The following is a 1,895-nucleotide window of genomic DNA, read 5'->3' as shown; positions in this document are numbered from 1 at the left end:
TGTGGTTGACATATAGATTTCAACGGAGAGTTTGATCCTGGCTCAGGACGAACGCTGGCGGCGTGCTTAACACATGCAAGTCGAGCGGTAAGGCCCCTTCGGGGGTACACGAGCGGCGAACGGGTGAGTAACACGTGAGCAACCTACCCTCAACTTTGGGATAAGCCTCGGAAACGGGGTCTAATACCGGATAATACTTCGCTCCTCATGGGGTGGGGTTGAAAGTTCTGGCGGTTGGGGATGGGCTCGCGGCCTATCAGCTTGTTGGTGGGGTAATGGCCTACCAAGGCGTCGACGGGTAGCCGGCCTGAGAGGGCGACCGGCCACACTGGGACTGAGACACGGCCCAGACTCCTACGGGAGGCAGCAGTGGGGAATATTGCGCAATGGACGAAAGTCTGACGCAGCAACGCCGCGTGAGGGATGACGGCCTTCGGGTTGTAAACCTCTTTCAGCAGGGACGAAGCGAGAGTGACGGTACCTGCAGAAGAAGGACCGGCCAACTACGTGCCAGCAGCCGCGGTAATACGTAGGGTCCGAGCGTTGTCCGGAATTATTGGGCGTAAAGGGCTCGTAGGCGGTTCGTCACGTCGGGAGTGAAAACTCGGGGCTTAACCCCGAGCCTGCTTCCGATACGGGCAGACTAGAGGTAGGCAGGGGAGAGCGGAACTCCTGGTGTAGCGGTGGAATGCGCAGATATCAGGAAGAACACCGGTGGCGAAGGCGGCTCTCTGGGCCTTACCTGACGCTGAGGAGCGAAAGCGTGGGTAGCGAACAGGATTAGATACCCTGGTAGTCCACGCCGTAAACGTTGGGCGCTAGGTGTGGGGGACATTCCACGTCCTCCGTGCCGCAGCTAACGCATTAAGCGCCCCGCCTGGGGAGTACGGCCGCAAGGCTAAAACTCAAAGGAATTGACGGGGGCCCGCACAAGCGGCGGAGCATGCGGATTAATTCGATGCAACGCGAAGAACCTTACCTGGGTTTGACATATAGGGAAATCCTCCAGAGATGGGGGGTCCGTAAGGGTCCTATACAGGTGGTGCATGGCTGTCGTCAGCTCGTGTCGTGAGATGTTGGGTTAAGTCCCGCAACGAGCGCAACCCTCGTCCTATGTTGCCAGCACGCCCTTCGGGGTGGTGGGGACTCATAGGAGACTGCCGGGGTCAACTCGGAGGAAGGTGGGGATGACGTCAAGTCATCATGCCCCTTATGTCCAGGGCTTCACGCATGCTACAATGGCCGGTACAAAGGGCTGCGAAACTGTAAGGTGGAGCGAATCCCAAAAAGCCGGTCTCAGTTCGGATTGGGGTCTGCAACTCGACCCCATGAAGTCGGAGTCGCTAGTAATCGCAGATCAGCAACGCTGCGGTGAATACGTTCCCGGGCCTTGTACACACCGCCCGTCACGTCATGAAAGTCGGCAACACCCGAAGCCGGTGGCCTAACCCTTGTGGAGGGAGCCGTCGAAGGTGGGGCTGGCGATTAGGACGAAGTCGTAACAAGGTAGCCGTACCGGAAGGTGCGGCTGGATCACCTCCTTTCTAAGGAGCACTCGGCAGGCGCCTACGGGTTGTCTGTCTACTCGCTGTTTCCAGGACGAGTGTTTCTGGGCAGCGGTGCTTCGGAATGTGGAACATTGACCATTAGGTGGGAAGCGGAGTCGCTGAATGCTAGTACTGCTCACTTGTTGAGTGTGGAACGTGGATGTGGCCGAGTGGATCGCCGAGGCGCGCTGTTGGGTCCTGAGGAATCGGGCCTGCCTGAGTGATCAGGTTGGACTGTTTCTTCTAGGGTCACGGATCAACTGGGTGACTGGTTGGTTGGGTGGCTGGGGCCGGCCTTCGTCAAACCGACGCGAGGGTTTCTGGATTGGGTGGTTTGTTTCCCTGGTC

At 58.5% G+C, this 1,895-nt stretch carries 1 rRNA gene; it reads left to right on the top strand.

Annotation, left to right across the window (positions count from 1 at the left end):
* Nucleotides 1-19 precede the first annotated feature (19 nt).
* Nucleotides 20-1,544: ribosomal RNA gene (locus ACFYRU_RS39390) — 16S ribosomal RNA — on the top strand.
* The last annotated feature ends 351 nt before the right edge of the window (nt 1,545-1,895 follow it).

Source organism: Kribbella sp. NPDC004536, from assembly GCF_042873835.1.
GTDB lineage: Bacteria > Actinomycetota > Actinomycetes > Propionibacteriales > Kribbellaceae > Kribbella.
The sequence above is the reverse complement of the archived record's forward strand: the minus strand, read 5'-3'. Positions and strand labels throughout refer to the sequence as shown.